General features: G+C 35.4%; 10 protein-coding genes and 1 pseudogene. All 11 read right to left on the reverse strand.

Annotated features, from left to right (window positions below):
* Window positions 1-214 (reverse strand): annotated as a pseudogene (locus ACODS7_RS30480) (terminase large subunit); the annotation flags it as partial.
* A gap of 1 nt (window position 215) precedes the next feature.
* On the reverse strand, window positions 216-719 hold the full coding sequence (locus tag ACODS7_RS30485; protein WP_243168488.1) for a phage terminase small subunit P27 family: 504 nt from the start codon (window positions 717-719) through the stop codon (window positions 216-218).
* A gap of 129 nt (window positions 720-848) precedes the next feature.
* Complete coding sequence (locus ACODS7_RS30490) at window positions 849-1,226, reverse strand: HNH endonuclease (protein ID WP_098282372.1); 378 nt, start codon at window positions 1,224-1,226, stop codon at window positions 849-851.
* 496 nt (window positions 1,227-1,722) lie between these two features.
* Complete coding sequence (locus ACODS7_RS30495; protein ID WP_000773601.1) at window positions 1,723-1,935, reverse strand: hypothetical protein; 213 nt, start codon at window positions 1,933-1,935, stop codon at window positions 1,723-1,725.
* A gap of 1,184 nt (window positions 1,936-3,119) precedes the next feature.
* Window positions 3,120-3,311 carry a hypothetical protein gene (locus ACODS7_RS30500; RefSeq protein ID WP_097984929.1) on the reverse strand — a complete coding sequence of 64 codons (192 nt, stop codon included), beginning with the start codon at window positions 3,309-3,311 and terminating at the stop codon, window positions 3,120-3,122.
* Between the two features lie 451 nt (window positions 3,312-3,762).
* Complete coding sequence (locus tag ACODS7_RS30505; protein ID WP_230478603.1) at window positions 3,763-4,005, reverse strand: hypothetical protein; 243 nt, start codon at window positions 4,003-4,005, stop codon at window positions 3,763-3,765.
* Between the two features lie 209 nt (window positions 4,006-4,214).
* The gene (locus ACODS7_RS30510; protein ID WP_001012128.1) at window positions 4,215-4,757 is read right to left on the reverse strand and encodes a site-specific integrase; all 543 of its coding nucleotides are present in this window, start codon (window positions 4,755-4,757) and stop codon (window positions 4,215-4,217) included.
* Window positions 4,754-5,239 (reverse strand): ArpU family phage packaging/lysis transcriptional regulator, encoded by a 486-nt coding sequence (locus ACODS7_RS30515; protein ID WP_243168487.1) that lies wholly within the window; start codon window positions 5,237-5,239, stop codon window positions 4,754-4,756. Before ACODS7_RS30515 ends, ACODS7_RS30510 begins: the two co-directional genes overlap by 4 nt.
* A 27-nt stretch (window positions 5,240-5,266) precedes the next feature.
* Window positions 5,267-5,437 carry a hypothetical protein gene (locus tag ACODS7_RS30520; protein WP_243168486.1) on the reverse strand — a complete coding sequence of 57 codons (171 nt, stop codon included), beginning with the start codon at window positions 5,435-5,437 and terminating at the stop codon, window positions 5,267-5,269.
* A 112-nt stretch (window positions 5,438-5,549) separates the two neighbouring features.
* Window positions 5,550-5,681: a DUF3983 domain-containing protein gene (locus tag ACODS7_RS30525; RefSeq protein ID WP_208743497.1), complete on the reverse strand. Its 132-nt coding sequence runs from the start codon at window positions 5,679-5,681 to the stop codon at window positions 5,550-5,552.
* A 151-nt stretch (window positions 5,682-5,832) separates the two neighbouring features.
* Window positions 5,833-6,435, reverse strand: a complete 603-nt coding sequence (locus ACODS7_RS30530) for a DUF6944 family repetitive protein (protein ID WP_243168485.1) — start codon at window positions 6,433-6,435, stop codon at window positions 5,833-5,835.
* Between the last annotated feature and the right edge of the window lie 593 nt (window positions 6,436-7,028).

The raw sequence follows: 7,028 nt of genomic DNA on the forward strand, positions 1-7,028 counted from the left end.
GACCTGCTAATTTTCCTTTTGTATGTTTAAAAAGAGACATCCACTTTAAGAAACGAAGCGCTTTTTCTTCCTTAAAAACATATGGAAAATCTTCAGAACCTTCACGCTCAATATCTCTTAAAAATCGTTTACACGCTTGTTTATGCTTCTGACAAGCAACAACTTCACCATGTAATACATCATCACAGTAGTCCATCATCCATTGTCTAATCATGTTATACGTCAAACTCCTTCTCTACGTTTGTTTTAGGGCCTTGTTTACTATTTGGAATGACAATTTTCGCTCTTGCACTCGGTGTAAGACCAAACTCAACAGCCAAAGCCTTCATTTGTTCATGCAATTGCTTCTTCTTTGTAAGTAGTGGATGGGGAACTTTATTGGTTTCAGCTGCCTTATTTGTATATTCAACAAGAAGTCCTTCTTCTCGTATAATTTTGGTGCATGCAACATAGTCAGAGTAAGCATCGCAATACGTTGCTAATGCATTCACATCTATGTTTGTAATAACATCTAGCTCTAGTAATTCACCAGCAATCCGTCTAAATTCTTTCTTAGCAACTGAATCTAACCACGTTGGTGGCTTTACCTTGTCCTTTTTTGCTTGTAACTGCTTTTCAGCTTTTAATCGTTGTTCAATTTCATCTTTTGTCAATCGATTTGTATTACCTTCTAATAAATGCAAATGAATCGGCTTCGCTTTCCTTCCTATGTGAACCACCTCCCTCGGCTGAACCCCCTTTTATGGAATAAAACGAACTTTTTGCACAGAAAGCTAGGCGGCGGTCTCCAGGAAGTCGCCTTTTGCTTTTTTATGGTGGGGGGTTGTTTATGAATTTTTTCTTTCGAATTATTTTTTGTTTTTCTTCTCATCTTCTTTTGTTTTCTTGTTATGGCAAGCATGGCAAAGCGTCTGTAAATTAGTCGGTTCTAATCGTTTCGACCAATCAACACGAATAGGAATGATATGATCGACTACATCACCTATCTTAATGATGTCCTTGCTTCTACATTGAACACATAAGCCATGATCTCTACGATAAATAAGCTCACGCATATCCTTCCACAGTCTTGAGTTGTAGAATGAACGTGAGCTTTTGTTTCGAATATGTTTGTCGTAATATCTTACGGTTTCTTTTTCCTTTTGGATATGTTTAGAACAATATTTATCCCGTGTTAGTTCATTGCAACCTAATGACTTGCACGGCTTGAATGGTTTACTTGGCACCTTCCATCCTCTTCCTCAATCGTTTCATTTCATCCTCGATGGCCAGATTCTTTTTATTAATCCGTTCATGACACTTAGCTATATAAGTCCTCTTTAAAAATTCATCATGCTCAAATTCGTTTGAATGTAAGTCGTAACAATTTGTTAAAGATTTTAAGAGCCTTATGGTGATGTCGAAAATATAAGTGGGACTTATATATATCCGCTTGATGCTTACGAATCTTATCGTTCACATATGCAGCGACATGCTCATGTTCGCAATGAGGACATGTGAAGTAACACTTCTCAATGCGATTAGAAAGCTGTGCTACTTTTGGTTGCATATTGTAATCTTCATTGCAGTTAGAACAGTAGACTTTCATCTATCCTCACCTCATTTAAAAGAATATTCTAATTATATATTTACAAATAAATACAAATTGTTATAATAGAATTAACATTGCCATTTGGAAAAGTAATTCGCCCCCCAAGCGAGTTGCTTTTCCTTTTTTTATAGCTATTTTTCTAAGAATTCATCCACCGCTTTACCAAGCAAACTAATCATTGCTTCTCTCTTTTGCTTTGGTGTTGTATTATCTTGCATTTCATTAAAGATAGGAAGTACTCTTTCTAATTTCTGTTTATCGATGCGTTCATTTACAAGGTCTTGTCCTAGCATTGAAATGAATGTACCAATTGCAACTGCTTGCTCTTGTTTATTTAGTTTCATTTTTTATCACTCCCAAGTTATTCTTCCTTAATTTTACAAACTTAAATTAAATCGGCTGTAAGTTACTACAGCCTTAGCAAATACTTCGCCATCTATCAAAAACTTAACTTCAAATGGACTTATTATTAATCTGTTTAATCACTTCAGATTGTTCAATAATTTGTTGAATACGAGTTGAGTTATATAAACTCATGTTGCTAACGTTTAACATACTCCCCTTTTCTATTCAATCCGTCCACCTTCGTTGAAACTTCAAGCAACGCTTGTTTCAGACCATCCTTATCTCTTTTTAAAGACCTAACATTTCCCTCAATTCATCAACTATCATTTTAAGATATCGATTATCCATTCCGAATCCTACTCCATAAAGCACCCAAATGAATGCTTGTATCTCATATATAAAGCTACTCTTTATCATTATCCATTCGCTCTTCATCCACCGTTATTTTACCTTTATTACATGACATTTTTAAACTAACCTTATTAACAGATTACATGCTAATATAAAGCTACAATCAAACATAATCCTTCCCCCTACGAAGGTATTTATGTTTTTCATTATCTATTCACACTTGGCACAACCAGATTATGTATCACAACATGATTTGGTTGTGCTTTTATTTTGCATGCCCCAGGCCAAATAGGCATTCATTTATTTTCCCTAAACAGAAAGAGAGCAGCCAACATAAAATGGCTACTCTTAAAACAAACTCTAATGATAGAAAGGAGTTCCTATGAGCGTATAGGTACCACCTAAGTGGTTGTCCTACGCTCCAGTGTATGCTTGTCTTATGAAAAAGGTTCCATGTTTTTGGTAAATCAAACAAAAAGAAAGCACGTAACCAACGTGCTCTCAGAAGATGTTTCTATGTTTCCCTACACTAATATAACATACACAATTAAATGAAAAGTGTGATGAAAATTACATTTAATTGGTATCAAAAACCAAATTCAAGTTCATAATACAAATAGAGGAAGAATCTACCGTAAAATTGGTGCACTGCATGTGCCTATACCCACTCATGTATCGCACCAAATGATATTCGTTCTTCTTCCTCCCATTTCTATTCAGAAGGTTGAAGAATGCACAGGATACCTTTCATCTAAAATAACCCACCACACTTATATATTCTTGCATTCTTCATTCCTTCATCCATCTATAACCATTAAACCTCCCTCCACACTTATTTCTTCTTTTGCTTCCATACCCTGTTCTTTTTATAATACGTATCTTCTCTATTCATAAAGTCAGCTGTGTGACCCGGAATATTATATTTTTTATTCTTTTTCTTTTCTCTTTTCTTCCTTCTTTTTTCCTCTTGAATAGCCTGAAAATCGGCTTTCCATTGCTTTAACATATCCTTTTTCACTCGCATCAATTTCAGCCTCTCCTATACGCATATACATAAGATTACTCTAACTAAAAAAAGAATAACCAAGAATCATATATATTACCTGTATCAAGAGACAAATTCAGATGTACTAAAAAAGAATAACTGAACATTATTTACTCTTGCATGAAAAGCCTATATCGTTACTGGACCAGGAGGATAACATCTCTCCCCTTCTAATTACCCAAACATGACAACAACAATCTCTTTACAATTTATTAAGTAACTGGAAGGAGAGCAAAAGCTCTTCTTAATAACAGTACCATTCAATCAGTACTATCTGCTGGTTTCGGATTTTATGTAACGTTATTATGAAACCGTTTAAACCACATATATGATAAGGAAATTTTATGGGGTGTGTTTTCCGCCACTTCTCACAATACAAATATAACACGATAAATTCAAAACAACCGGCATATTTCCTGCCAAAAAGCGGTCAAAACTCTGCCAATTTTTTTATCCTCCTGATTTCAAACGTTTCTACTTCACTTGTCAGTTCCACCTGAACCCCGAGAAACGTCTGATCTAAATTCTTAATTTTCTTTTCCATTAACCAATCAGGATAAGCTAATTGCTCTAATACAGTTTTATAGTAATCTTGGTTTAACCTTAATGTGTTTGGCTTTTCTCCTTGCTGCATTTGATATTGAACCAATGCTTGTAATAACTCTTCACACATCATCTGTTCCACCTCTCATTCATTCTATATAACTTTTATACGTCATGTGCATATTTTATACCTTCCAATTACCCATATGTTTAATTGTGTGTAACTAAGCCAAACGCTACTGCCCTTGCTATCATTGAATTTATAATACTTCCCCTTTTGAGTTACACAGTACGAAATTTATGAGTAACTGTATAGATTTATAAAGAAAAAAGCAATGATTAGATTTTAAACCTAGTCATTGCTTTATCCATTGCATCTTGGTTTACACCTATATAACGTAACGTGACCTTCTCTGACGAATGATTGAATATCTCCATAAGTAATGCTATGTTTTTCGTTTGCATGTACATATGGTATCCGTACGTCTTTCTTAACGTATGTGTTCCTATTTCATCTAAACCAAACTCTGCTGCCGCTCCACTTAGTATCTTATATGCCATACTACGACCGATTGGACGATTTTTTCCCTGCCTACTTTTTAATAGGTACTCATCATCTTCTCTATTTTCATTAAACCATCGAAGCTCTCTCTTTAGTGCTGCTGTTATTTGTATGCGTTTCTGCTTACCTGTCTTCATTTCTCGCATTGAGATATGACTACCTTTTAAATCTCCAACCTTTAGTTTTAAAATATCACTGATACGTAACCCTGTATTGATTCCCATTACAAATAAAATATAGTTACGTGCATTCTTTTCTTTTAAATATTCTTTGATTTGTTGTATTTGCTCTGGATCACGTATGGGCTGAACAAAATTCATGATTCATTCCCTCCAGTTTCTTCAGTTTCATAAACTTCTAATCTAAGAGCAAAGGCCAATTTATAAAACGCTCTAGCTTTCACACGTCGATACGTACGTTCACTCATGCCAATTTCGTTATACACCATATAATCGCACACATCTTCGTCTTCTAAATACCGTTTAACTATAATGTCCCTCTGATTTTTTCCAGCTGTACTGTTTCCGAATCGACTTAATGCTTGTTCAACTCGAAATGCCATTTTCTCTAACCATTCTTCACGCTTGTTTTGTTGAATATTAGAGATTGCTACATCCTCTAACGGTTTGCCAACTGCATGTGTAGGACCATGCTCTCTCCTTTCATAAGAAGGAGTGACTTTCATTTCCTTACGCATCATTCCAAATTGCTTATATATACGTACACTTTCAAGAATACCCTCTAATTTCTCTTGTGTTGCTGCTCTATCGATTTTTGGTAAGAAAGATAATTGCTTCGTCATGTAAAATCACTCCTTTTTATTTTTACACTACTTTTGTCTTATAACTCCACGTCTACGCTCATAACGTGGCCCATGAATCCCCATTAAATCTTCAATATCACGAGTGCGTAAGTTTTCTTTTCGTGTTCTCTTCTGTTTGTTTTCCACTTGCTTAGATTGTTTTTTCCATTCGCGTAGTTGATCTTTTAATGCCTTCATTCCTCACATCCCCTTTCAAAAATAAAGAGGACACCATTTTTTAAAACAGCTTCATTGCTGCTCTAAAAATTGGTGTCCTCTAGTTTTCTAGCCGGACCCTATTAAATTTTTTTCACTTCAAAATACCAGCCTGCGAAAAAATATTTCTCCAAGCTTTCTTAACCCTTTCTTTCTCAGCACTTTCTATAATTTTCGAACGACGCGCAATTGCTTTTTTCACTTTCCTTTTCTTTAGACCTGCCAATTCTCTCACCCTTTCATTTAAACGCCTCTCATTTCCATTCTGAAGCATTTTAACACTTTTCATACCCATTACATTCAAAAATAATCTAAACGTGAATTGTCCCTGTGTTTTAAGCTCTTTTCTCCATCAAAGGATTATTTTATTAGGTTTTCTATGAATTATTTCCCTCTATCTCTTGGATTTCTTCTCTTATTTGACCGATTAATGAAACTACTGAACCGACCGCTTGGACCCAACTCCCCGTAATCACTATAAGCTGTCCATCCTCCTCATCGTCTTCCGAAATTCCCTCTACTTTATCCCGACTAGCTTTCAATTCATCTATTCCACCTATTTCCTGTAATGAATTACCAGTCGCTTGTAACAAATTCCCGATAATGTTATAAGATTCATCTATATTGGAACTCTCCTCTATTTCCCCACCTATTGATGTAACACCACCTAATGCTTGTATCCAATTTCCTGCAGTCACTAATTTTTTTTGTGTTTCATCTTCAAATTCTATAATGAGTCCTGCTAGAACCGTTACATTCCCAATAGATTGAATTTCGTTCCCAATCAATTCAAGGGATATTTTTCCTTGTCCATCAGCTTCCAGACCATTCCCCGTTGCCTGTAATACATTCCCCCATACGTTCAAGTCTTTTCTTAATCCGCTGTTCAATTTTTTTAAAGGAGTACTCCCAATCGCAGCAATAATTGTCCCTACTGCAACAAACCAAGCGCCAACTATCTCCTTAATCGGATCATCCATCCTCAATCTACTCCGTCATTAATTTACTACTTACAGGATATGAATGGGCACAGCTTCATGTTAATGGCCTACTTCTCCCCCCTTGAATAAAACTCAGTATTCCGTCAATACTGTAAACAACCCATTAAGTTACTTTCTCCTTGTTCCCCCTTGGAGAACCGAGCAGTTAGCCTTTGCTAGCTGCTCTTTATTTGTAAGAAGCACTCAATTAACTGGACTAACATATAATATTCTGAGCTCCTTTCTTTATAAAATAGTCGTTATAAAATGAGACTCGTCACGAGAGCACTTTATTAAGTGCTCTTTTTTTGTTACATACAGGTTTTATTTCATTTTCCATACATCTTTTGATTTCTTTCGAATATACTATTCTCATCCAAGTGAATACACAGGTCGCTCTGGACCAGCTTCCTTGTGTTCCTATTGCGAAGAATCCGTTTATAACCAGCGGATTCTTTTATTTTTCGGCATAAATAATACCTATTTTGTAGCAATATCTAGACTCCTATATTCTAAGAAGTTCAGTCAGCATTATGTAACTATATAAGTTCCGTTTAATGTTTTAACATCGATAAAAGTGTCTATACTGCTTA

Source organism: Bacillus sp. FG16 (genome assembly GCF_057809515.1).

Excerpts from the sequence above, each read along its gene's own strand:
- ACODS7_RS30530 (WP_243168485.1), bottom strand. The coding sequence starts at position 6,435 with ATGGATGATCCGATTAAGGAGATAGTTGGCGCTTGGTTTGTTGCAGTA.
- ACODS7_RS30510 (WP_001012128.1), bottom strand. The coding sequence starts at position 4,757 with ATGAATTTTGTTCAGCCCATACGTGATCCAGAGCAAATACAACAAATC.
- ACODS7_RS30495 (WP_000773601.1), bottom strand. The coding sequence starts at position 1,935 with ATGAAACTAAATAAACAAGAGCAAGCAGTTGCAATTGGTACATTCATT.
- ACODS7_RS30520 (WP_243168486.1), bottom strand. The coding sequence starts at position 5,437 with ATGAAGGCATTAAAAGATCAACTACGCGAATGGAAAAAACAATCTAAG.
- ACODS7_RS30500 (WP_097984929.1), bottom strand. The coding sequence starts at position 3,311 with ATGCGAGTGAAAAAGGATATGTTAAAGCAATGGAAAGCCGATTTTCAG.
- ACODS7_RS30505 (WP_230478603.1), bottom strand. The coding sequence starts at position 4,005 with ATGTGTGAAGAGTTATTACAAGCATTGGTTCAATATCAAATGCAGCAA.
- ACODS7_RS30515 (WP_243168487.1), bottom strand. The coding sequence starts at position 5,239 with ATGACGAAGCAATTATCTTTCTTACCAAAAATCGATAGAGCAGCAACA.